This is a genomic window from Streptomyces sp. HM190 (genome assembly GCF_009857135.1).
Lineage (GTDB): Bacteria > Actinomycetota > Actinomycetes > Streptomycetales > Streptomycetaceae > Streptomyces > Streptomyces heilongjiangensis.
Window position 1 is genome coordinate 1680992 of record NZ_CP047318.1, and the last position, 21097, is coordinate 1702088.

Sequence of the window (21097 nt, forward strand, 5' to 3'; positions counted from 1 at the left end):
GGGAGTCACTCGCCGCCGGTGGTGGTCACCGGTGCGAGGTGAACTCCACGACCTGCTGGAAGGTCGGCCGGTTCTGCCAGCTGATCCTGCCGTGCTTGATGCCTCCCAGGGTGCGGTGGATGATCGCGTCGGCGCACCACTGGTCGCCCGCCGAGCAGGACTCGTCGCCTGGGTAGACCTGGGCGGCGGTCTTGCCGGCCGCCTCCTTGAGGGTGTCGATCAGGAGGGTGCGGCAGGCGCTGAGGCTGCCGTCGCCGCAGTACGTGCGGCCGAGCGGACCCTGGACGGACTCACCGAGCACCGCGCGCATGTCCTTGTCGACGTAGCTCCACCAGCCGTACTGGAAGGAGCTGCCGGCGTGGGAGCCGGTCGGGCCGTGCGCGGCCGACGGGGCCTCGTCGACGGGGAGGTTGACGGTCATCGCGTCGTACAGCTTCGTGCCGAGGCCGGGTTCGAACTCGGCCTTCACCAGAAGCGGCCACCAGGCGTCCAGGATGCGGATCGCGTCGGCGTCGGCGTACTTCTTCGAACCCGCGGACGTCTCCGTGCGCTTCGAGCCGGAGGCGACCCAGCTCTGCAGCTTGCCGACGGCCGCCGCGGCGGCGGAGTCGGTGACGGGGCTGCTGTTGACGACCTTCAACAGGTCGGGGAGGACGTCCTCGGCGCGCAGGTCGACGAGGGCCGCCTCGGCCATGGCCTTGGTGAGGGAGGCCCGGGTGACCCCGCCGGCCGCGACGAGCCGCTTCACCCGGTCGTCGAGCAGATTGCCGCGGTGGACCGAGCCGTTGCCCCAGGGAGCGGAGGGGTAGTCCTTGGCCTGCTTGTTGTTCCAGGAGATGTAGTAGTCCTGGTCGATGGAGTGGGGGTGCTCGGAGGGCGGGGTGTAGTCGGCGGTGTTGGTGGCCGGGTCCCAGCCCCGCCACTCGTACGGGGCCCGCGCCCACGCGGGGAACTCGGCGTCGACGCCCGCGGCGCGCACCGGGTTGTCGCCGCTGTTGTAGTACGCGGTGTGCCGGGAGTCGGCGTAGAACCAGTTGAAGGTGTAGTTGATGTTCTGGACGGCCTTCTGGAAGGTCTCGGGGCCCTTCACGTAGTCCGGGTCGTTCAGCATCTGGAAGCCGATGATCGACTCGGCCTCGTTCATGTACGAGGAGCGCAGTGTGGTGTAGGCGACCTTCTTGCCGCCGACCGTGGCGCGGTGGGTGACGGGGCCGTACTTGGTGCGCCAGACCTGCATGCGGTACGAGCCGGCCGGCGTGGAGTCGGCGGTGGTGGGCTTCCAGGCGTTGGTCTGCTCGATCTTCTCCATCGGCGTGCAGGTGCCGTGGTACAGGTAGTGGACGTCGTCCTGGCACAGCTCGACGGCGTAGGCGTCGATGATGTCCTGGCCCGAGGTGGTGGCGCTCCAGGCGTAGTCCTGGCCGCGGCCGAGTTCGACGTACATGCTCAGGCCGGCGAAGGAGGCGCCGCGGGCGCTGAGTCCGGGGCCCTGGATCTCCTGCAGCATCAGCAACTGCGGGGCGAAGTAGCCGGTCTGGGGGCCGAACACGGCGATGGGGTTGCCGCTCGCGGTGTGCTTGCCGCCGACGACGAGCGCGTTGGACATGCCGCGCCGGGCGGAGCTGAGGGCGCTGTCGGTGGCCGTGGACGAGACGCCCTTGGCGGTGGCGCCGGCCGCGCTGCCGGTGCGGTCGTACACCAGGGGTTCCTCGGTGACGGCGCCGTTGTCGGGCAGCGCCATGCCCTGCGGGTCGGCCGGCTTGACGGCGTAGGGGAAGCTGCCGTCGTGGACGGTCAGGGCGGCCTCGGGGTCGTTGCGTTCGCGGAAGGACTCCCAGACCTTGGTGCCCTCGGTGACGCCGTACTTCTCCTGTGCGGCGAGCAGGGAGAGGGCGTTGTTGACCTCGCCGCCGCCGCCCGAGCCGAAGAGGGCGCCGATGACGGAGGCCAGGGCGACCAGGTCGGTGGGCTTGAACTTCTCGATGGTGCCGGCGTTGGTGATGGAGTCCTTGTGGCCGGTCAGGACGTACTCGCCGGGGAAGTAGCGGCCGCTGTCGGAGGCGTCGATGTAGGCGTTGATGCCGTCGATGTAGGCGTTGACGTCGGCGAGGGCCTGGCGGCCGCGGTCGCCGTTGGAGGCGACGGCCTTGTCGATCTGGGCCTGCAGATCGGCCTCGGTGTACGGCGCGTGCCGCCAGAACTCCTGTTCAAGGCCCTGGTTGGAGGGAGCACCGCCGGCGAACGGGGTGAGCTTGCCGCGGCCCACGTGGCGGAAGACGTCCATCAGCCACAGCCGGTCCTGGGCGGCGGCGTACCCGGCGCCGAACTCGGTGCCGTAGCGGGTGGTGCCCGTGATGTGCGGCACACCGGTCTTCTTGTCGCGGACGATCGTGACGTCGGTGCGCCCGGCGGGCTTCAGGGTGGAGGCGACCTGGTCGGAGGCGACGCCGAAGGAGGCGTCGTTGAAGAAGGTGTTGATGGTGGCGTTGGTGAGCCCGGTGTACCCCTTGGCGAGGTTGTTGTAGGGCCCGAGCTGGTTGCTCGCGTTCTCCGGCATGCTGCCGAAGGCCTGGTTGAGGAGGATCTGGGCGAGGGTGGCGTTGCCGTTCTGGCCCGGCGGCAGGATGTCCGAGCACTGGCCGCCGCAGTAGTCGTTCGCGGCGGCCGCGGCGGCTCGGGTGCCGGCGGTCGGGGTGGTGCCGGTGTCGGCGGCCGCAGCCTGGGCAGCCGGGGAAAGAGGGGACAGAAGACCGGCAACGAGTGCACATACGGAGGCGGCCTTGAGGAACTCCGGGAATCGACGGGGAGTTCTCACTCTGTCCGGTGCGTTGCGTGAGGTGCGTGGGGTGTGCCAGGGCATGGCAGCTCCTCCCGAAGGGGGGTGGGGCCGGATGTTACCGCCGGTATCCCCCGCTTCGAAAGTGAACATGCGTCATGTTTTCGGAGCCGTCCACCACCGCACAGGCGAGGGACAGCGTGAACAGGTACGCAAAAGGAGTCGTAAGCAGGAAGAAGAAGTCGACAGCAGTCAGACACAGGCAGGAACGGTCCATGAACGGCTCAGTGGACGGCTTTTGGAGGTCATCGGAAATCGGATGGAGCCGAATCGTGTGTCGATACGTCTATTCGGCGACGTCGCGCGACGTTCCGAGGACGACGCCGAAGTGACCGAAGTACAAGTGCAGGTGTGACGGAGGTGCAGGGCGATGGCCGGTTTCCGGAGTCTGGCAAGACAGGTGCGCGATCCGCGGTGTGATCTGGCACTGCGGCGTTATTCGCTGCGCAAGTGCCTGGAGAGGTTCGCCCCTTATGGGCATCGGGCGACCTGGGACCACTTGTGCTCCCGGGCCGGGTTCGGTCCCGAGGACCGCAACCCCGATCCAGCGCGGCTCGTGGCCGCACTGGACGAGTTGGAGGAGGCCCGCTCCGTCTGGCTCGACTACGAGGTGCAGTTCGCGCAGCGCCGCAAGAAGGAGAAGCACGACGGGCTGCGCAGGCCGGGCAGTGTCGACGACTGGCACCGGCTGACCTGGGGCGGGTTCGGTGTCGCCTGGTGCGACGACCCGACGGTCCACCCCGACGGACCCCTCGCGGAGGTGCTGCGCCGGCTGATCGCCGCGCTGGAGCGCGAACCGGGCTCGACCTGCCCGGTGTGCGACGGCGAGCGCCTCGTCTGGAGGTACGACCTGGCCCACGAACCGTCCGCGGGCCCGGTCTGCACGGAGTGCGGAATCGTGGTGCCCCGACCGGTGCTGACACCCGAGGCCCTGGCCGGGACCAGGCGCGTACGGATGCTGGTGTCGGCGTAGCACGGCGGGGGTGCGCCGGGGATGCCGCACCCCCGTGCCGGTACGGCGTGTCGGCGACCGCGTCCGCGCCCCGCGCCGGGGATCGCGGCCTCTGCGGGCCGGTGCCGTCGGCTACGGCTCCTGGACGTCCGTGTGGATGGCGAGCTTGAACTCGGCGAGGGTGAGCGACGTGGAGCGCCTGGTGTCCCCCGGCCCGCGCGCGGAGACTTTCAGGCCGACCGGTGTGCCCGTGCTGACGAACATCTGCCACAGGTAGGTGCGGAACTGTCCGCCCCGGGTCAGCGCGCTGTCGGTGGTGGCCGTGGAGTCGTATCTCCTGTCGGTCATGTCGAGCGGGTCGCGCACGAAGCGGGCCCGGTACTCCAGCGTCTTCGGGTCCGCCGCCCAGAACACCATCGCGGAGAGCACCCCCCAGCCGTCGTGGCTGGGCCAGATCAGCCCGGAACGCGGGTCGGGGAACTCCGACGGGGTGTCACCGCCGTTGGCCGGGTCGTGCATCCCCCACGGGTCGTACGACTCCTCCGACTCGCCGTAGGGGAAGCGCACCAGGTGGTAGCCGTCCGGGTCGTAGCTGACCCGCTGGGCCCCCGAGCGCGCACTCTCCCACTTCAGCGAACATATGACGACGCTCATCGGCGTTCCTCTTCGTACCGGGCCCGGCGCTCCGGGGCGCGTGACCTCACCAGTGCCAAATTACGTCGCTCGCCCCCTTCCCCGTAAGGCCAGTTGGGGCCGATGAAACCGAGCTGAGCGCCCCAGGGGTTCCGGAGGTCGACGCCGCGCGTCACCGCGGAGGCGCTGAACCCGCGCCGGTCCCGGCCGTCTGGTCCACGACGACGTCTCCGCGGAGATCGGCGGCCGGGTGCGCCGGCTGGACACCGCGGGGCCGACCGACCTGCCCGACGGCGAACCGCCCCTCGCACCAGAGCTGCACGAGGGCCCGTACGCCGTCGACCGGATGCCGGGGGTCGCCACGGGCTGCCAGGGGGCGTTGAGCGCTACTCGGCCGGTGGGGTGGTCCGGTGCTCGACCATGAGCCGGGAGCCGGTCCGCCGTTCGCCGAAGGCGTCGTCGGGGTTGGACAGCACACAGGTGGCCAGGGACAGGCAGCCGCAGCCGATGCAGTCGGCGAGGTGGTCGCGGAGCCGGCTGAGCTGCTTGATCCGCTCGTCGAGCTCGGAGCGCCAGGCCTCGGACAGATGCGCCCAGTCCTCCCGGGTGGGTGTGCGCTCCTCGGGGAGTTCGGCGAGCGCCTCACGGATCGTGGCGAGCGGGATGCCGACCCGTTGCGCGGCCCGGATGAAGGCGACGCGGCGCAGGGTGTCACGGCTGTAGCGGCGCTGGTTGCCCGTGGTGCGGCGGCTGCGGATCAGCCCCTTGGACTCGTAGAAGTGCAGGGCCGAGACGGCGGCACCGCTACGGGCGGACAGCTGGCCGACGGTCAACTCGTGGATCTTCTCAGGAATCTGGGGCACCCCTCCGAGCCTACCCACCCGGGCGGTGTCGCCGCGCGTTGACAGGACTCGCCCACCCGACCATGCTAAGCAGTTGCTTAGCCACATGGGGCAGGGTTGACGCGGATGCGGTGGCATCCGGGATGCGGGAGGCAGGGACATGGCAGAGCCGAGGATCTTCACGTCCGCCGAGGAGCTGAGGGCGGCGGTCGGCGAGCAGTTGGGGTACAGCGACTGGCTGGAGGTCGACCAGAAGCGGATCGACCTGTTCGCGGAGGCCACCGGCGACCACCAGTGGATCCACGTCGACCCGGAGAAGGCGGCCGCGGGCCCCTTCGGGACGACCATCGCCCACGGCTATCTGACCCTGTCCCTGCTTCCGCTGCTCGTGCCCCAGGTGCTCAAGGTCGACAACGTGAAGATGGGCGTCAACTACGGCACCAACAAGGTCCGGTTCCCGGCAACCGTCCCCGTGGGGTCCCGACTGCGGGCCACGGCGACCCTCCAGCAGGTCACGGAGGCCGGCGGCGGCGTACAGGTGACCGCCGCGGTGGTCGTGGAGCGCGAGGGCGGGGACAAGCCGGTGTGCGTGGCGGAGTCCGTGTCGCGCTACTACTTCTGAGCCGGCGACGGGGCCCCACCGAGTACCGACCGGGCCGGTGACGGGGCCCGGCCGAACCGGTGGTGTGGCGCGGCGGAGATGAGGAACCGCCGCGCCACGGGTGCCGCGGTGAGCCCCGGCGGGCTTCGCCCGCCGGGGCGTGACCCCGCTACGGGGCCTCAGGGGGCCACGGCGCGTCCGGTCTGCGGCGAGATCCGCCCGGCGCACAGCCCGCGGGCGGCGAGCGTCTGCGCGATGCGCGGGATCGCCGCCCGCGTGTTCGCGGGCCCGTCGTGCATGAGGATGACCTGCCCGTTGGTGAGCCGGCCGACGGACTGCACGATCGCGTCCGCGCTCGCGTTGTTCCAGTCCTGCGAGTCGACGTTCCACAGGATCTCGGTCAGCCCTCGCTGGGCCGCGACGGACTTCACCGTCGCGTTGGTGTCCCCGTACGGCGGCCGGAACAACTGCGGGGTGCCGCCGCCCGCGTTCGCGATGGCCTGCTGGGCACGGACGATCTCCGAGTCGATCTGCGCCGTGGAGAGCCGGGTCAGATACGGGTGGGAGTAGCTGTGGTTGGCCACCCACATCCCGGCGGCGACCTGGGCGCGGACCTGGCCCGGGTTGGCCGCCGCGTTCTGGCCCGTGTTGAACATCGTGGCCCGCAGCCCGTTCTGGCGCAGCGCGTTGAGCAGGGCCGGGGTGTTGCCGGTCGGGCCGTCGTCGAAGGTGAGCCCGACGTACCCGTTGCAGGCGGCGGCCCCGGCGGCCCCTGCGGGCGTGACGGTGCCGGCGGTGAGGGCGCCCACGGCGGCCATCACGACGGCGGCCGGGAGCGCCACCAGGGAGCGCAGGGAACGGCGCCGGGAGGAGGGCCGCGCCGGGGGACGTGCCGACGAAGGTGCCTGGAAGGGAACGGTCATCGTCAACCGCCGACCGTGATGCTGGAGCTGCCGCTGCTCTGGTAGCCCTCGGTCGCCATGATCATGTAGTAGCGGAAGCTGCCCAGGGGCATGCCGGCGCGGCCCCAGGCGTCGAAGTGGTTGCCGGTGGTGATGCTGCCGCCGGTCCGCCTCTGCTGGCGGACGCTCCAGTACTGGTCGAAGGTGCGGGTGCCCTCGACGGACGGGGCGTTGTACCGCGTGGTCCGGTAGATGTCGTACGTGCCGCCGTCGCTGTTGACCGTGCCGCGGTAGGTCCCCGTGGGCCGGTAGTTGCCCCAGTTGTCGACGATGTAGTACTCGACCAGCGGGTTCGAGGTCCAGCCGTAGAGGCAGAGGTAGGCGTTGCCCGACGGACTGAAGCTGCCGGAGTAGGTCACCGTCCGGCGGGATCCGTTGCTCCAGCCCTTGCCGCAGACGAAGTTGCCGGTGTTGCGCCAGGAGGTGCGGTAGGTGCCGCCACTGGCGAGCGTCATGGAGACGCTGCCCGGGGCGTCGGTCCAGAACGAGTAGTAGAAACCGCTGTTCGTTCCGGTCTGGTTGCTGGTGACGACCGTGTCGGCGTGGGCGGAGCCGGGCAGAGCGAGCGTGGTCGCGGCGGCCAGCGCGGTGGCGCCGACGCCGCCGAGGAACAGCCTGCGGCTGGGGGTGCCGGGCACGGGTGCGGGTGCGTCGTTCATCTGGCGTGCTTCCTCCCTCTCGTGGGGCACTGTCACGGGGAGTGTTGAGCTGACCCTGTCAACTGTCAATGGTTTCGGCAATGATCCCGAAACATTCGCCGGGGAAAGCGGACCGAAGAAGCGGCCTTCTGCCTGTTCAGCTGCCGTTTGCGCCACCATGAAGAAACATGCCCCGCGAGACCCCGGAATGTGAAGATCAAAAGCCCGTCCACCATCTTCGAATGTTTCGAAGACTCTCCCGAACCATGCCGTGCGGCCATCGGGCCTTGGCAGCAGGACCGCAAGACCGCAGGAGCGCAAGACCAGAACGCGCCGGACGCGCGGACGTACGGGGGTAGGGGTACGGGGGTGCGGGTACGGGCGCGCCGGCCCGCACGCCTACTGGGTGGCGCCCACCATGCGCAGCACGAGGTCGGCGTAGAGGGCGCCCACCTCGTCGGGGGTGCGCGGGCCGTTGACGTTGAACCAGCGGGCCACGTCGATGCACAGGGAGAGCACGGCCACCGTGGTGCCCTTGACGTCGGGCACGTCGAAGTCGCCTGCGGCGACTCCGTCCTCGATGATGCCGCGGACGGCCGCGTCGTTCTGGCGGCGCAGGGCGACGATCTCGGCGCGGGCGTCGGGCCCGAGCGCGTCGAGTTCGTACTGCACGACACGGGCGACGGTGTGCTGCCCGGCGTGCCAGCGGACGAAGGAGCGCACGGCCTCCGCGAGGCGGTCGGCCGGGGTCCCCTCGGAGTCGGCGGCGCTGCGCAGTACGTCGAGGGCCTTCTCGTGGCCGATGCGGCTGATCCGGTGGAGCAGCTCTTCCTTGGTCTTGTAGTGGATGTAGAGCGCGGCCGGGCTCATGCCGGCGCGGCCCGCGATGTCACGGGTCGTCGTGGCGTGGTACCCGCGCTCGGCGAAGGCCTCCACGGCGGCCACCAGCAGCCGCCGGGCCGCGTCCGGGCTGACCTCGCCCCACGGCTGCGGCTCGCCGCCCGCCGTCTCCTCCGCCGTACTCATCGATCGTTCGCCCCTTCCCATGGCCGGGCACCACCATACCGCCGAGGGTGAGCGAGCGCTTAGAGTGCCCGCTCAGCGGGGTGCGTGAGTGGGGGCGCGGGGTACGCCGCCGGGCGGGGGCGCGGGGCCGGGCGCGCCTCGCACACGGCGGGAAAGGGCGTCAGAGCTTCTCGAAGGGGTCGTGCTCGGCGAGGAGCTTCTCCAGCCTGGCCTGGTCGACCCGGCTGACGATCTGCCCGGCCTCCTGCCGGTCGCGGATCACCTTGGCGAGGGTGAAGGCCGAGGTCACGAGGTACAGGACCGCGATGGCGAGGAAGGCGCGGACCCAGACGTCGGCGTCCAGTTGGTAGATGCCGATGCCGGTGGCCGCCATGGCGACGGCGAACGACGCGACGGCCTGCCCGTAGAAGGCGGCCGTGTTCTGCTGCTTGACCGGTGTCTCACTCATGGGGACCAGGGTCGGCGGATGTGGGGCGCGCCACATCCGCGCGGATACTCAGTCGGGGACCGCTCCCGGTACTCAGAACGCGGACACCCCGGTCAGCGCCCGCCCGATGAGGAGCTTCTGTATCTGGCTGGTGCCCTCATACAGGGTCATCACGCGGGCGTCGCGCAGGAGTTTGCCGACCGGGTACTCGTCGATGTAGCCGTAGCCGCCGAAAACCTGGAGGGCGTTGTTCGCGGCGCGGACGGCGGCCTCGGAGGCGAAGAGCTTGGCCTTGCTCGCCTCGGTGGCGAAGGGCAGGCCCCGGTCGACGAGGTCGGCGACGCGCCAGGTCAGCAGCCGGGCGGCGTCCACGTCGACCGCGATGTCGCTGAGGAGTTCCTGGACGAGCTGGTGGTGGGCGATCGGCCGGCCGAACTGCTCGCGCTCACCCGCGTACCGGACGGCCGCGTCCAGGGCGGCCTGGGCGATGCCGACGCAGCCCGCGGCGACCGACATCCGCCCCTTGGCGAGCGCCGACATGGCGACGGTGAACCCCTTGCCCTCCGGGCCGAGTATCGCGGCGGCGGGGACGCGGACGCCCTCCAGGACCAGTTCGGCGGTGGCCTGGCCACGCAGGCCCAGCTTGCCGTGGACGGTGCGGCGGGTGAGACCGGGGGTGTCGGCGGGGACGAGGAACGCGGTGACGCCCTGATGGCCGGGGGCGTCGGTGGAGCGGGCGAAGAGGAGGACGACATCGGCCCAGGTGCCGTTGGTGATGAACATCTTGGTGCCGTCGAGGACGAAGTCGTCGCCGTCGCGGACCGCGCGGGTGGCGAGGTTGCCGGCGTCGGAGCCGGTGCCGGGCTCGGTCAGGCCGAAGCAGCCGACGTACTCGCCGGACGTCAGCCCCGGCAGCCAGCGCCGTTTCTGCTCGTCGCTCCCCCAGGCCGCGATCGTCTTGGCGACCAGGCCGAGGGAGACGGAGACGATGCCGCGCACGGAGGAGTCGCCGCGGCCCAGTTCCTCGGTGACCAGGCAGTACGCGAGGTGGTCGCCGCCACAGCCGCCGTACTCCTCGTCGACGGTGAGCCCCAGGAAGCCGACCTCGCCGAGCTTCTTCACGAGCGAACGGTCGACGCTCTCGGCGCGGTCCCACTCCACGACGTGCGGGGCGATCTCGCGCTCCACGAAGTCCCGGGCGAGTCGGCGGACGGCGGTCTGCTCCTCGCTGAGCTCCAGGTTCACGACGGCTCACCCCTCCTTTAATTATCACTGCTAGTTTAATGACGCACCCCTACTATGTGCGCCATGGCCCGACCGCGCAAGCCCTTGCTGAGCACCGACCGCATCGTGGAGACGGCACGGCACCTGGTCGACGCGGAGGGGCTGGCCGCCCTCTCCACCCGGCGGCTCGCGGCCGAGCTGGGAGTGAGCGGGCCGTCGCTGTACAACCACTTCCGCACCAAGGACCAGATCCTGGAGGCGGTGGCGGACTCGGTGAGCGCCCAGGTCGACCTGTCGATGTTCGAGGACGGACGCGACTGGCGCACCGCGCTGCACGACTGGGCGCTCTCCTACCGGAGCGCCCTGCGCGACCATCCGAACATCGTGCCCGTCCTCGCGCGGGGGCCCGGACGGCGGCCCGCCGGGCTGCGGGTCGCGGACGCGGTCTTCGGCGCCATGGTCGACGCGGGGTGGCCGGCGGCGCAGGCCACGTCCATCGGGGCGCTGATGCGGTACTTCATCATGGGGTCCGCCCTCGGGTCGTTCGCCGGGGGGTTCGTGGACGACGAGAGTGCGTACGACCCGGCGGACTACCCGCATCTCGGTCAGGCGCATCTGCTGGCCGAGCAGCAGGAGAAGGTGGACGAGCGGGCGTTCGAAACGGGCCTGAACGCGCTGCTGGAGGGGCTGGCGGCGCAGTACGAGCGGGTCGTGCGGCCGGGGTCCTAGGGCTGGATCCGAAAGGAGCGTCGTCTGCCCGAAGGGCAGGCCCGGCGGCGTCCGGTGCGTGCGATCGCACCGCGGAGGGTCGCCCCGGCACTGGTGGCATCGGGGCGACCCCGACAACGCGACGAGCGAGCGTGCCGGACGCCGCCGGGCAGACGGGACTTTCGAAACACGCCCTGGCAGCGGGAAGGGTGCCCGAGGCCGGGATCCCCGTGTCCGAAAATCGCGAGCCCTCTGTGGGGGCGCCCGCCTAGGGTCGGGGCATGGCTGAGAACTCCCGGGTCCGTCCCGCCCGTCGTGCCGAGCTGCTCGCCGGCGGTGCCGCCCTGGTGACCGTCGTGCTGTGGGCGTCGGCCTTCGTGTCCATCCGCAGCGCCGGGCAGGCGTACTCGCCGGGGGCGCTGGCGCTGGGCCGGCTCGCGTCGGGAGCGGTGGCGCTCGGGCTGATCTGGGCGGTGCGCCGGGAGGGCCTGCCGCCGCGGACCGCCTGGCGGGGGATCGCGGTGTCCGGGGCGCTCTGGTTCGGGTTCTACATGGTCGCCCTGAACTGGGGCGAGCAGCAGGTCGACGCGGGTACGGCGGCGCTGGTGGTCAACATCGGCCCCCTCCTGATCGCCCTGCTCGGCGCCCGGCTGCTGGGCGATCCCATGCCTCCCCGGCTGCTCGCGGGCATGGCGGTGTCGTTCGCGGGCGCCGTCGCCGTCGGTCTGTCGATGTCCGGCGAGGGCGGCGCGTCGGTGCTGGGCGTCGTGCTGTGCGTGCTCGCGGCGGTGGCGTACGCGGGCGGCGTGGTCGCGCAGAAGCCCCCGCTGGGCTCGGCGAGCGCCCTGCAGGTGACCACCTTCGGCTGTCTCGTCGGCGCGGTGCTGTGCCTGCCGTTCGCCGGGCAACTGGTGCGGGACGCGGCCGACGCCCCGCTCTCCGCGACGCTCAACATGGTCTACCTGGGCGTCTTCCCGACCGCGCTGGCGTTCACGACGTGGGCGTACGCCCTGTCCCGTACGACCGCGAGCCGGATGGGCGCCACCACGTACGCCGTGCCCGCGCTGGTCGTCCTCATGTCATGGCTGGCGCTCGGCGAGGTACCGGGGCCGCTCACCCTGGCCGGTGGCGGGCTGTGCCTGGCGGGTGTGGCGGTGTCACGGTCCCGGCCGCGGGCAGCGGCGGGCGCCCCGGACGCGGCGGCGGGCGTGGCGGTGGCCGTGGCCCCGGACACGGTTGCGGAGCCACGGCCCGAGCGCGATCAGACCGCCTGACGGGGCGGCGGGGGAACCGCCCGGCCGCGCGGGAGGCGGTCCGACAGGCCGTTGGACGGGCCGTTCGCGGGGCCGTCCGACGGGCCGTTCGCGGAGCGGTTCGTCACACGGCCGGCGCCCCGGCTAACCGACCTGTTCCGCCGGCTCCTCCCGTGGCGCCGGTTCGGTACGCTCGCCCGCCGGGCGGGCGAGCACCCTGATCGACAGGAGCGCCACCACCGAGAGCGCGATGATGTACGCCGACACCGCCATCGACGTGCCGGTGGCCTCCAGGAGCAGCACCATCAGGAGCGGCGATCCCGATCGTCTCGTACGTGGGGAGGCGGCCGATGCCGGTGGTGGCGAGGCCCATCAGGGTGAGGGCCAGGACCAGCATCGGCTTGCGGCCGCGCTTGTCGCCGAGGTGACCGGCGACGATGCCGCCGAGGGGGCGGGCGAGGAAGCCGACGGCGAAGGTGGCGAACGTGGCGAGGACGCCCGCGGAGGAGCTGCCGGCGGGGAAGTAGAGATCGCCGGGGACGAGGGCCGCGGCGATGCCGAAGACGAAGCAGTCGTACCACTCGACCGCCTAGGCGAGGGCCGCGGCCGTGGCGACCTTGCGGCGGTGGCGGGGGTCGGGCTGCTGGGGACGGGGAGAGGGAGCGGTGTCCATGCGTGCACACTCCGGTGGGTGCGGGGACGCTCCTGGGAACGCGTTGACCGGGCGGTATGTCGGTCAGCGGGTGTGCAGGGGTGGGTTCTGGGGGCCGGGCGGCCGAGGGGGTGGGGGTTCGTCGGCGGGCGCGGGTGCGGCGCGAGCGCTCGCGCAGTGCCCGCGCCCCCGGGAAAGCGCCCTGCGGCCGCGCCCGGCGCTCCTCATCTGCGGATACGTGTGCGGGTCAGGGTCAGAACGTCACCACCGCCCGGCCGCCCCTGCCCGCGCGCATGGCGTCGAAGGCCGCCGGGATGTCGTCCAACGAGATGCGGTCCGTGACCAGCGCGCCGAGGTCGAGACGGCCGGCCCGGACGTGGTCGGCGAGGACCGGCAGGTCCCGCGCCGGATCGGAGTTGCCGTACACGCAGCCGGACAGCGTGCGCCCCCAGTGGAAGATCTCCAGCGCGTTGAAGGTGACCTGCTGCTCCTTGCCGCCGATGCCCACGACCGTCGTGCGCCCGCCCCGCCGCGTGGACTCCCAGGCCGTACGGATCGTGACCGCGCGTCCGACGCACTCCACGGCGACGTCCACGCCCTGCTTCCCGGTCAGCGCCCGGATCTCGCGGGCGGTGTCCGCGGAGGCGACGACGAACTCCGTGGCCCCGGCCGTCCGCGCCAGTTCCTCCTTCGCCGGGGAGACGTCCACCGCCACGATGCGTGACGCGCCCGCGATCCGCGCCGCCTGGAGCGCCGCGAGCCCCACCCCGCCCACGCCGAACACCGCGACGGTCTCACCCTCCCGCACCCGCGCCGAGTGGTGCACCGCCCCGTACCCGGTCAGGACGGCGCAGCCGAGGAGCGCCGCGTCGGTGAGTGGGACGCCGTCCGGGGCGGGGAGCACGCACCCGGCGGCCACCACCGTCTCCTGCGCGAACGCGGCAACGTTCAGGCCGGGGTGGAGGTCGGAGCCGTCATCGGCGCGCCGGGCGTACACGTCGCCCACACCGGACAGCGCGTTCGCGCACAGCCACACCTCGCCGAGCGAGCAGGCGTGGCACCTCCCGCAGGAGGGGGCCCAGTTGAGGACCACTCCGGCGCCGGGCGCGACATGGGTGACCCCCTCCCCCACGGCCAGCACCGTCCCCGCGCCCTCGTGGCCCAGCACGGCGGGCACCGGCACCCGCATCGTCCCGTCGGACAGCGACAGGTCGGAGTGACAGACCCCGGCGGCGGCGAGCCGCACCCTGACCTGGCCGGGCCCGGGCTCCGGCAGCTCGATCCCGGCGATCTCCAACGGCGCCCCGACGGCGGGCAGTACGGCGGCTCGAACGGTCATGACGGAACGACTCTCCTACGGCAGAGGCGACGGCGGCGGCAACGGGCAGGGGCGGCTGGGAGGGGCGGCGCAGGGAACGGCGGTCCAGGGCAGACGGGACTTTCACAACACGCCCTAGAACTGGAGGGACTTGGTCTGGAGGTACTCGGCCAGGCCGTGGGCGCCCAGTTCACGGCCCACCCCCGACTGCTTGTAACCGCCGAACGGCGCCCGCGGGTTGAAGCGGCCGCCGTTGATGTCGACCTGGCCGGTGTCCATGCGGCGGGCGAAGGCGACCGCCTCGGCCTCGTCGGCGGCCCAGACGGCACCGGCGAGCCCGTACACCGTGCCGTTGGCGATGCGCAGCGCGTCCTCCTCGTCCTCGTACCGCAGGACGGACAGCACCGGGCCGAAGATCTCCTCCTGCGCGACGGTCATCCCGGGGGTGACGTCGGCCAGGACGGTGGGGCTCACGAAGTAGCCCTTCTCCCGCGGCGATTCGGGGCCGCCCGCGACCAACCGGGCGCCCTCGGCGATGCCCTTCTCGATGTATCCGCGTACCCGGTCCCGCTGCCTGGCGTTGACCAGCGGGCCGAGGCGCTCGGCGTACTTCGCGGCAGTGGCCGCGGCCAGCTCGACCGCCTCGTCGTAGTGGGAGGCGTGCACCAGCATCCGGGTCCAGGCGCTGCACGTCTGGCCCGAGTTGGACATGACGTTGGCGACGCCCACGGTGACCGCCTTGGTGAGGTCGGCGCTCGGGAGGACGACGTTGGCCGACTTGCCGCCGAGTTCGAGCGCCACCCTCTTGATCGCCGCGCCGGCGGTGGCGCCGATGCCGCGGCCGACCGCGGTCGAGCCGGTGAAGGACACCATGTCGACACCGTCGTGCGCGGCGAGCGCCTGTCCGGCGACCACGCCGAGACCGGTGACCAGGTTGAACACCCCTGCGGGCACCCCCGCCTCGTGCACGGCCTCCGCGAACAGCTGGGCGACGAGCGGGGTGTCCTCGGCGGGCTTCAGGACGACCGTGCAGCCCGCCGCGAGAGCCGGGGCGACCTTGGCGACGATCTGGTGGAGCGGGTAGTTCCAGGGGGTGATCGCGCCGACGACGCCGATGCGCTCGTGGAGCACGGTCGAGTTGCCGACCCGCTCCTCGAAGGTGTGCGTCGCGGCCAGTTCGGCGTACGAGCCCGCGACCGTGATCGGCAGGTCGGCGTGCACCTTCCGGGAGAACGGCAGCGGCGTGCCCAGCTCCGCCGTCACCGTCTCGGCGATCTCCTCCCGGCGCGCGGCGAGCACGTCCCGCAGCGCGCCGATCACCGCGCCGCGCTCCGCGGGCGGTGTGGCGGCCCAGCCCGGCAGGGCCGCCCGTGCGGCGTGTACGGCGGCGTCGATGTCGGCGGCGGTGCCGGCCGGGACCCGGCCGATCACCCGCTCGTCGACCGGGTCGACCACCTCGATCGTGTCGGTGCCGGCGGGGGGCCGCCAGGCGCCGCCGATGTACATGCCGTCGTGTGCCTTCATCGTGGTGCCTTCCGCCGCGCCGCCGAGTGGTCCGCACCAAAAACTAGCTCTGATAGTTTTCCGGCACCAGAGCGGAGGGCTGTGACGACCGCCCCGTCCGCGGGCCGACGCCCCGGCGCGAGGCGGGCCGGTGACCGCAAGGGCCCCGGAGGGAGCCTCCTCAGAAGTCGACGCGCGTACGGTCGTCCACCCTCGCCACCGCCTCCTGGCCGAAGGCCCTCCGGTGGTCGACGCGGATCTCCTCGATCCTGCGGTCGCTCGCGACGGCGGCCGACACCGGGTACAGCAGCGTCAGCTCGTACGACCGCTCCGTCTCGATGACGCCGCGCGCGTCCCGCCACTGCCCGCGCCCCTGCTGCACGGTGAGCCCCGCCGGGAAGCCGGGGGTGACCTCCAGGTCGGCGAAGGCCATGAACTCCTCGTCGGTGACGGCCGCTTCGCCGTCCGGCCGCTCCGTGCCGAAGAGCAGCCGGGTCTCGATGTACGGGGCACCGCGGCCGGGGGCGAGGGCGGGACCGGAGGAGACGTCGGCGGCGAGGGTGGCGTACGCCGTCGGGGCTCCCGCGGCGAGCAGACAGGCGGCCGCCGCGAGAGCGACGCGGCTGCGGGTGAGGTGCCGGGCGAGGGCGGGGCGCCGGGGGACGGCAGCGCGCCGGGGGGCGGCGGGGTGCGAGGTCATGCCCCACACCTCTAACGGAATCCCCTGCTCCGGGGCGACGGCCGCGCCGGGGCCGGGCGGCGCGTGCGCCGATACGCCCCCGGAGCGACCGATGAGCCGGCTCCCGCTCCCCGCGCGCTGGTTCGCTCCCTGCCGCGGGGTGCCGCTTCCCCGTCCACAGCCGGCGGCTCCGCTGGCCGGCTCCGCACCGTCCCCGGCCCTCCCCTCCCTGCCGCGTCGCCCCGGTCACCCCCTCCCCGCGACGCCCCGGACGCCGGTCAGGTGGGCGAAGACGACGACGTTGCTCGTGTAGCCCTTCCTCCGGTCGTACGCCCCGCCGCAGGTGATCAGGCGCAGCTCGGGACGGTTCCGGGTGCCGTAGACCAGCTCGTTGGGGAAGTGGGCCTTCTCGTACGTCTTCACGGCGTCCACCGTGTAGACGGCGGTACGGCCGTCGGCGCGCCGGACCTCGACGACACGACCGCGTTGGACCATGTCCAGCGCGGCGAACACGGCGGGACCCGTCCGGGTGTCGCGATGGCCGACCACGACCGCCGTGCCGGGACCGCCGGGTGCGGGGCCCTCCGCGTACCAGCCGACGAGCTTCGGCCGGTCGTCCGGCGGCGCGGGCAGCCGTCCCTCACGGTCGAGGCGGAGTTCCATGACCGGGGCCCTGATGCCCAGGGAGGGGACGCTGACGGTCTTCGCCGGCGAGGGCGGGAGCGTACGGGGCCCCGCGGGCCCACGCGGCTTCGCCGGCCGCTCGGCGGTGGGGCGGGCGGGCCCGGTGGGGCCGGGACGTGCCGGCCGGCCGGCCGCCGGGCCGGAGCTCTCGGCGGGGGCGGACCCCGCAGATCCCGCGGGCCCCGCACGCCCGGCGACGCGCCCCCCTCCGGAAGCCGCCCCTGGCGAAGGCGGTCCGGGCGCCCCCGGCACACCGGAGAACGCGCCGGGTCCGCCGGGCCGACCGGACCCACCCGCCCCGCCCGTCCCACCCGTCGGCCCGGAGGCCGCCGCTCCCTCCGCCGCCGACGCGGCCCCGGGCGCCGCGGTCGCGTCCGGTGGTGTGCGGGGCGGGGGCGCCGTCCCGGGGCGCGCCGCGGGCGAGCGCGTGAGCCGTGGGGATGGGGAGTGGCGGGGCGCCGGGGTGCGCGATGTCCCCGCATCGCGCGCCCCCTGCCGGGCCCCGGCGAGGTCGGCCTCGTGGGGGCCGCCCCGCTCCTCGTCCTTCGCCCAGTTCGCGACGCTCACCACCAGCACGACGGTCAGCACGATCGTCCGTGTGAGGCGGTAGGCGCGCGTCCGGTGCCAGGGCCGCGGGGCGCGTCTACGCGGCGCCATCGGCGCGACGGCGGCGCAGTCGCAGATAGGCGACCCCGCCGACCGCGGCGACACCCACCGCGGCGGCCCCGGCGACCGGAGAGAAGTCCTGCGTCATGGCGAGACCGCCGCCGCCGGCCGGGGGGCCGCCGTTGGGGGCGACGGGGCAGTCGACGTTGAAGTCCTTGAACTTGGGCGCGGCCGTCTCACCGACGATCCGCCAGGTCAGCCGGTAGTCGCCCTCCTGGAACCGGACGGCTCCCTCGGGTGTCACCGGCGGGGTGTGACCGGTGCCGTCGACGCCGAGCACGATGGCGCCCTCGGCGACGGGGGCGGGGACCGCGGCGGGCGGCAGCTTGTCGATGGTCCAGGCGATGCTCTGTCCCGCACGGAAGTTGAACGCGGCCAGGTAGAAGTCGCAGACGTTCGGCTGGCTGCGCTGGCTGCTGAACGGGAGGCCCACCCGGTGGATCTTGACGTCGGGGTCGCCCGGCGCCGCGACGGCGGCCGGTGCCGAGATCATGGTGGCTCCCGTGGCGGCGAGCGTCGCGAGGACGGCGGCACTCGCGCGTGCTCCGGCGCGGCGGGGGCGGGACGAGGTGGACATGCACGACCTCCGAGTCAGGTGATTGTCATACAAATCACGCTTTCACCTGACTCTCTGTCACATCACGGGGGCGGCGGCGGGAGCCGCGCCTCACACGCCGTCAGAGATCCCTCTTCCGGCTCAATACCGCCCCGATCCGGGAACCGCGCCGCCCTGCGGAACCCTTCTTCCCACCGCCCTCCGGTGCCGCTGCGACCGGGGAACGCAGGGCGATCCCCGACGACACCAGCAGCAGCGCGCCGAGCATCACGAACGGCGCGGCCACCCCCGCGACACCGGCGACCAGACCCGCGGCGGCGGGGGCCGCGACCTGTCCGAGCCGGTTGCCCGTGAGCCGGAGCGCGAGGGCGGTGGAGCGGGCGTCGTCCGGGGCGGCGTGGACGACCGTCGTCATGGACAGCGGCTGCCCGACCCCGAGGCAGAAACCGAGCGCGGCGAGCATCAGGGCCAGCGCCCACACGGGCACCGGCACCGCGATCCCCGCGCACAGCACGGCACCGAGCACACACGTCACGGTGAGCAGGGCGGTCCGGCCGAGCCACCGCAGCATGGGCGTCATCACCAGACGGCAGGCGATGGTCGCGGCGGCCCGCAGGCTCAGCAGGAGGCCGATGACGGACGGCGCGATCCCGCGGTCCTCCCCGACGACCGGGAGGTAGGCGGTGAGGATGTCGGTCGCCGACAGCACCGCGAGGCTGATGAGGATGCCGCCGGGCACCCCCCTGGTGCGCAGGATGCGGTGCACGGGGACCCGTTCGCCCCGCTCGGTACGGGACTCTGGGTCCACGGGCCGCTCGATGCGCCACAGCGAGGTGAACGCGACCGCCGCCCCCGCGCCCGCCACCACCAGCGCCAGGGCACTCGTCCGCGCCATGTCCGGGCCGCCGATGAGGGCGCCCGCGGCGACGGGGCCGATCAGTTGGCCGAGGGAGGCGCCGATGGTGAAGTGGCCGAAGTTGCGGTCGTGTTCGTGCGGCGCGGACTGCCGGGCGACCAGCGACTGGGCGCCGATGACGAAGGAGAGGTGGCCGAGGCCCATCACCCCGCTCCAGACGGCCATCGCCACCAGGGAGTCCGCCAGACCGCTCAGCGCGCAGCCCCCGGCGATGAGGACGACGCCGACGGGCAGCAGCGGCGCGCAGCGCCCCCGGTCGGTCCTGCGGCCGAGCGGGACCGCGGCGAACAGCGGGAGCAGGGCGTAGACCCCCGCGATCACACCGATGGCCCGCTCGTCTGCGCCCAGCGCGAGGGCCCGGTAGGAGACGGCGGGCCGCGCCATCGACACCGCCCCCTGCGCGAAGCTGAAGGCGATGACGAGACGAAGCAGCCAGCCGCGGTTCCTGCCGGGCCCCACGTGACGATCCTCCTCGACTCGGTCGACGGTGCCCGTCGGCTCAGATGATGCCCATCAGGATCCCGGCGCCCAGGACCACCAGCGAGGTGAGCGCCGCCCACTTCACGACGAACCTGGTGTGGTCGCCGAACTCGACCTTCGCCATGCCCACGAGGACGTAGACGGCGGGCACGAGCGGGCTGGACATGTGCAGCGGCTGGCCGACGAGGGAGGCGCGGGCGATCTCCAGGGGCGAGACGCCGTGCGCGGCACCGGCCTCGGCGAGGACCGGCAGGACGCCGAAGTAGAAGCCGTCGTTGGACATGAAGTACGTGAGCGGCAGGCTCAGGAAGCCGGTGACGAGGGCCATGTGCGGGCCCATGCCCTCGGGGATGCCGTCGACGATCCACTTGGCCATGGAGTCGACCATGCCGGTGCCCTGGAGGACGCCGGTGAAGACGGCGGCGGCGAAGACCATGCCGGAGACGTTGAGGACGTTGTCGGCGTGGGCGGCGAGCCGGGCCTTCTGGTCGGGGATGTGGGGGAAGTTGACCGTCAGGGCGAGCGCGGCGCCGAGGAGGAACAGCACCGGGATCGGCAGCCACTCCATGATCATGGCGGTGAGCAGCGTGACCGTCAGCAGCGCGTTGAACCAGTACAGCTTGGGACGCAGCGTCGGGCGGTCGGGGTCGAGGCCCTGGAGGCGGACGTCGTCGACGTCGTCGTCCTCGGGGTCGGCGTCGGTGCCGGATCCGGCGCCGCCGGTGGTCTTCGCCGTGCGGACCTTGTCGTCACCGGAGCCGGCGGCGACGGCGCCCGCGCCGACGAGCACGGTCTCCTCGGACTGCTCCTTCTCCTCGTCCTTGACGATCTTCTCCTGTTCCAGGACCTCGTCGAGGCTCAGTACACCGAGGCGCTTGCGCTCGCGCAGACCGAGGAAGTAGGCGAGGACGAAGACGAAGAGGAGGCCGACGGCGAGCGCCGGGATCATCGGGACGAAGATGTCGCCCGCGTCGAGCTTGAGCGCGGTGGCGGCGCGGGCGGTCGGACCGCCCCAGGGCAGCGTGTTCATCACGCCGTTGGCGGTCGCGGCGACACCCGTCATCACGACCAGGCTCATCTTCAGGCGCTTGTACAGCGGGTACATCGCAGAGACGGTGATCATGAAGGTGGTCGAGCCGTCGCCGTCGAGCGAGACGATCGCGGCGAGCAGGGCCGTGCCGATGACGATGCGCAGCGGGTCGGCCTTGCAGAACTTCAGGATGCCTCGGACGATCGGGTCGAAGAGACCGACGTCGATCATGAGGCCGAAGTACACGATGGCGAACATGAGCATCGCGGCGGTGGGCGCGAGGTTGCCCACCCCCTCGATGACGTAGTCGCCGAGCTTGGCTCCCTTCCCTACGAAGACGCAGAAGAGAGCGGGGATCAGCACGAGCGCCGCGATCGGCGACATCTTCTTCATCATGATCAGGACCAGGAAGGTCGCGATCATGGCGAAGCCGAGGATGGTCAACATGTGGCTACCTAACGTTCGCCCTTGAACTCCCACCAGGGCACCGGCGGTGCGACGACGTTAGGGC

Annotated in this window: 20 protein-coding genes and 1 pseudogene; 4 read left to right on the forward strand and 17 right to left on the reverse strand. The window is 72.4% G+C overall.

Features of this window, described 5'->3' with window-relative positions:
* Positions 1-25: 25 nt before the first annotated feature.
* Positions 26-2860 carry a penicillin acylase family protein gene (locus tag GSY65_RS06850; RefSeq protein WP_159766463.1) on the reverse strand — a complete coding sequence of 945 codons (2835 nt, stop codon included), beginning with the start codon at positions 2858-2860 and terminating at the stop codon, positions 26-28.
* A 346-nt stretch (positions 2861-3206) separates the two neighbouring features.
* On the opposite strand from GSY65_RS06850, the gene GSY65_RS06855 reads away from it, so the two are divergent.
* A complete protein-coding gene (locus tag GSY65_RS06855; RefSeq protein ID WP_159766464.1) occupies positions 3207-3809 on the forward strand; it encodes a hypothetical protein in 603 nt (200 codons plus the stop codon).
* 111 nt (positions 3810-3920) lie between these two features.
* Here the strand turns inward: GSY65_RS06855 and GSY65_RS06860 are convergent, their stop codons facing one another.
* The gene (locus GSY65_RS06860; RefSeq protein ID WP_159766465.1) at positions 3921-4442 is read right to left on the reverse strand and encodes a hypothetical protein; all 522 of its coding nucleotides are present in this window, start codon (positions 4440-4442) and stop codon (positions 3921-3923) included.
* A gap of 365 nt (positions 4443-4807) precedes the next feature.
* Entirely contained in the window at positions 4808-5284 is a 477-nt protein-coding gene (gene soxR, locus GSY65_RS06865; protein ID WP_159766466.1) for a redox-sensitive transcriptional activator SoxR, read from the reverse strand.
* Positions 5285-5423: 139 nt separating this feature from the next.
* Between soxR and GSY65_RS06870 the strand changes: the two genes are divergently transcribed.
* Entirely contained in the window at positions 5424-5885 is a 462-nt protein-coding gene (locus tag GSY65_RS06870) for a MaoC family dehydratase (RefSeq protein WP_159766467.1), read from the forward strand.
* A gap of 158 nt (positions 5886-6043) precedes the next feature.
* On the opposite strand, the gene GSY65_RS06875 is transcribed toward GSY65_RS06870, so the two are convergent.
* The 5 genes from GSY65_RS06875 to GSY65_RS06895 all read right to left on the reverse strand — a co-directional run bounded on the left by GSY65_RS06875 (position 6044) and on the right by GSY65_RS06895 (position 10162).
* Complete coding sequence (locus GSY65_RS06875; protein ID WP_201452767.1) at positions 6044-6682, reverse strand: polysaccharide deacetylase family protein; 639 nt, start codon at positions 6680-6682, stop codon at positions 6044-6046.
* Between the two features lie 107 nt (positions 6683-6789).
* Positions 6790-7485 (reverse strand): glycoside hydrolase family 11 protein, encoded by a 696-nt coding sequence (locus GSY65_RS06880; protein WP_159766468.1) that lies wholly within the window; start codon positions 7483-7485, stop codon positions 6790-6792.
* Positions 7486-7863: 378 nt separating this feature from the next.
* The gene (locus GSY65_RS06885) at positions 7864-8490 is read right to left on the reverse strand and encodes a TetR/AcrR family transcriptional regulator (RefSeq protein WP_159766469.1); all 627 of its coding nucleotides are present in this window, start codon (positions 8488-8490) and stop codon (positions 7864-7866) included.
* A gap of 160 nt (positions 8491-8650) precedes the next feature.
* Entirely contained in the window at positions 8651-8938 is a 288-nt protein-coding gene (locus GSY65_RS06890; RefSeq protein WP_159766470.1) for a YiaA/YiaB family inner membrane protein, read from the reverse strand.
* 72 nt (positions 8939-9010) lie between these two features.
* Positions 9011-10162, reverse strand: coding sequence for an acyl-CoA dehydrogenase family protein (locus GSY65_RS06895; protein WP_159766471.1), 1152 nt, complete (start codon positions 10160-10162; stop codon positions 9011-9013).
* A 63-nt stretch (positions 10163-10225) separates the two neighbouring features.
* On the opposite strand from GSY65_RS06895, the gene GSY65_RS06900 reads away from it, so the two are divergent.
* Positions 10226-10870, forward strand: coding sequence for a TetR/AcrR family transcriptional regulator (locus tag GSY65_RS06900; RefSeq protein ID WP_159766472.1), 645 nt, complete (start codon positions 10226-10228; stop codon positions 10868-10870).
* Between the two features lie 260 nt (positions 10871-11130).
* Entirely contained in the window at positions 11131-12123 is a 993-nt protein-coding gene (locus GSY65_RS06905) for a DMT family transporter (RefSeq protein ID WP_159766473.1), read from the forward strand.
* Positions 12124-12246: 123 nt separating this feature from the next.
* Here the strand turns inward: GSY65_RS06905 and GSY65_RS33220 are convergent, their stop codons facing one another.
* The 9 genes and pseudogenes from GSY65_RS33220 to GSY65_RS06945 all read right to left on the reverse strand — a co-directional run bounded on the left by GSY65_RS33220 (position 12247) and on the right by GSY65_RS06945 (position 21066).
* The gene (locus tag GSY65_RS33220) at positions 12247-12408 is read right to left on the reverse strand and encodes a hypothetical protein (RefSeq protein WP_201452465.1); all 162 of its coding nucleotides are present in this window, start codon (positions 12406-12408) and stop codon (positions 12247-12249) included.
* 1 nt (position 12409) lies between these two features.
* Positions 12410-12775 (reverse strand): annotated as a pseudogene (locus GSY65_RS33660) (MFS transporter); the annotation flags it as partial.
* Between the two features lie 232 nt (positions 12776-13007).
* The gene (locus GSY65_RS06915) at positions 13008-14093 is read right to left on the reverse strand and encodes a Zn-dependent alcohol dehydrogenase (RefSeq protein ID WP_159766474.1); all 1086 of its coding nucleotides are present in this window, start codon (positions 14091-14093) and stop codon (positions 13008-13010) included.
* A gap of 114 nt (positions 14094-14207) precedes the next feature.
* Complete coding sequence (locus tag GSY65_RS06920) at positions 14208-15596, reverse strand: aldehyde dehydrogenase family protein (protein ID WP_159766475.1); 1389 nt, start codon at positions 15594-15596, stop codon at positions 14208-14210.
* 160 nt (positions 15597-15756) lie between these two features.
* A complete protein-coding gene (locus tag GSY65_RS06925; RefSeq protein WP_159766476.1) occupies positions 15757-16275 on the reverse strand; it encodes a DUF3574 domain-containing protein in 519 nt (172 codons plus the stop codon).
* 225 nt (positions 16276-16500) lie between these two features.
* Complete coding sequence (locus GSY65_RS34470; protein WP_328707486.1) at positions 16501-17595, reverse strand: class F sortase; 1095 nt, start codon at positions 17593-17595, stop codon at positions 16501-16503.
* The gene (locus GSY65_RS06935; RefSeq protein ID WP_159766477.1) at positions 17582-18181 is read right to left on the reverse strand and encodes a hypothetical protein; all 600 of its coding nucleotides are present in this window, start codon (positions 18179-18181) and stop codon (positions 17582-17584) included. The genes GSY65_RS34470 and GSY65_RS06935 overlap by 14 nt, the downstream gene beginning before the upstream one ends.
* 100 nt (positions 18182-18281) lie before the next feature.
* On the reverse strand, positions 18282-19535 hold the full coding sequence (locus GSY65_RS06940; protein WP_159766478.1) for an MFS transporter: 1254 nt from the start codon (positions 19533-19535) through the stop codon (positions 18282-18284).
* A 40-nt stretch (positions 19536-19575) separates the two neighbouring features.
* The gene (locus GSY65_RS06945) at positions 19576-21066 is read right to left on the reverse strand and encodes a CitMHS family transporter (protein WP_268978183.1); all 1491 of its coding nucleotides are present in this window, start codon (positions 21064-21066) and stop codon (positions 19576-19578) included.
* Between the last annotated feature and the right edge of the window lie 31 nt (positions 21067-21097).

Bases quoted from the DNA above. Each gene is read 5' to 3' on its own strand.
- GSY65_RS06850 (WP_159766463.1), bottom strand. From the start codon at position 2,860: ATGCCCTGGCACACCCCACGCACCTCACGCAACGCACCGGACAGAGTG.
- GSY65_RS06855 (WP_159766464.1), top strand. From the start codon at position 3,207: ATGGCCGGTTTCCGGAGTCTGGCAAGACAGGTGCGCGATCCGCGGTGT.
- GSY65_RS06860 (WP_159766465.1), bottom strand. From the start codon at position 4,442: ATGAGCGTCGTCATATGTTCGCTGAAGTGGGAGAGTGCGCGCTCGGGG.
- GSY65_RS06870 (WP_159766467.1), top strand. From the start codon at position 5,424: ATGGCAGAGCCGAGGATCTTCACGTCCGCCGAGGAGCTGAGGGCGGCG.
- GSY65_RS06875 (WP_201452767.1), bottom strand. From the start codon at position 6,682: ATGGCCGCCGTGGGCGCCCTCACCGCCGGCACCGTCACGCCCGCAGGG.
- GSY65_RS06880 (WP_159766468.1), bottom strand. From the start codon at position 7,485: ATGAACGACGCACCCGCACCCGTGCCCGGCACCCCCAGCCGCAGGCTG.
- GSY65_RS06885 (WP_159766469.1), bottom strand. From the start codon at position 8,490: ATGAGTACGGCGGAGGAGACGGCGGGCGGCGAGCCGCAGCCGTGGGGC.
- GSY65_RS06890 (WP_159766470.1), bottom strand. From the start codon at position 8,938: ATGAGTGAGACACCGGTCAAGCAGCAGAACACGGCCGCCTTCTACGGG.
- GSY65_RS06900 (WP_159766472.1), top strand. From the start codon at position 10,226: ATGGCCCGACCGCGCAAGCCCTTGCTGAGCACCGACCGCATCGTGGAG.
- GSY65_RS06905 (WP_159766473.1), top strand. From the start codon at position 11,131: ATGGCTGAGAACTCCCGGGTCCGTCCCGCCCGTCGTGCCGAGCTGCTC.
- GSY65_RS33220 (WP_201452465.1), bottom strand. From the start codon at position 12,408: ATGGTGCTGCTCCTGGAGGCCACCGGCACGTCGATGGCGGTGTCGGCG.
- GSY65_RS06915 (WP_159766474.1), bottom strand. From the start codon at position 14,093: ATGACCGTTCGAGCCGCCGTACTGCCCGCCGTCGGGGCGCCGTTGGAG.
- GSY65_RS06920 (WP_159766475.1), bottom strand. From the start codon at position 15,596: ATGAAGGCACACGACGGCATGTACATCGGCGGCGCCTGGCGGCCCCCC.
- GSY65_RS06925 (WP_159766476.1), bottom strand. From the start codon at position 16,275: ATGACCTCGCACCCCGCCGCCCCCCGGCGCGCTGCCGTCCCCCGGCGC.
- GSY65_RS34470 (WP_328707486.1), bottom strand. From the start codon at position 17,595: ATGGCGCCGCGTAGACGCGCCCCGCGGCCCTGGCACCGGACGCGCGCC.
- GSY65_RS06935 (WP_159766477.1), bottom strand. From the start codon at position 18,181: ATGTCCACCTCGTCCCGCCCCCGCCGCGCCGGAGCACGCGCGAGTGCC.